Origin of the sequence: Limnohabitans sp. Rim28 (assembly GCF_000293865.2) — a bacterium.
Lineage (GTDB): Bacteria > Pseudomonadota > Gammaproteobacteria > Burkholderiales > Burkholderiaceae_C > Limnohabitans_A.
Genome location: NZ_ALKN02000048.1, coordinates 1 through 681 on the forward strand (window position 1 = coordinate 1; position 681 = coordinate 681).

General features: G+C 63.4%; 1 protein-coding gene. It reads right to left on the bottom strand.

What is annotated here, in order from left to right; translation table 11 throughout:
* The coding region (locus B472_RS17145) for a hypothetical protein (RefSeq protein WP_157951999.1) at window positions 1-681 on the bottom strand (681 nt) is incomplete at both ends.

Here is a 681-nt window from a genome sequence, read left to right on the forward strand (position 1 = left end):
GCACCGCTTTGAGGTTGTCGGGGGTGACGTTGGTGACGGTCACACCCAGCAGGGCCAGTTGTGCGCTGCTGGCGGTGCCGTCCATCACGGCTTGCACCGCATTGGCCAGGGCCTGCAGATCGGCCACGCTGTCCACATCGGCTGTGGCCTTGTTCTCGATGACGCTGCCCAACAAGTTGGTCTCGGCTCCTGCGTCCACGCCCGTAACGCCGATGGCCAGGTAGTCGCTGGCGCTCGCGTCGGTGCTGCTGGCCGTGTTGGCGTTGTCCAGGATGACTTGGTAGGCATCCACGATGGCTTGCACGTCAGTGCGGGTGTCGGCGTTGGTGCCCAGCAAGGCTGGGGTGCCCAAGGCACTGTTGATCATGGCCACCGTCGGTTGGCCCGAGTCGCCCATGCCGGTGATGGCCAAGGCGGTGTAGTCGCTCGCCTGTGGGGTTGGGTAAATGGAGTCGGTTATTTCGTAGTCGTTGACGAAGTTGGCGTAGTTGGCAATGAGGGTGCTGGCGTTATTGAAGGTGCTGATGGCGTTGTCTACCGCCGTTTGCAGTGCCGTCAGGCTGGTGGGGTCGGCCGTGCCAATGGCGTTTTGCACCGCTTTGAGGTTGTCGGGGGTGACGTTGGTGACGGTCACACCCAGCAGGGCCAGTTGTGCGCTGCTGGCGGTGCCGTCCATCACGG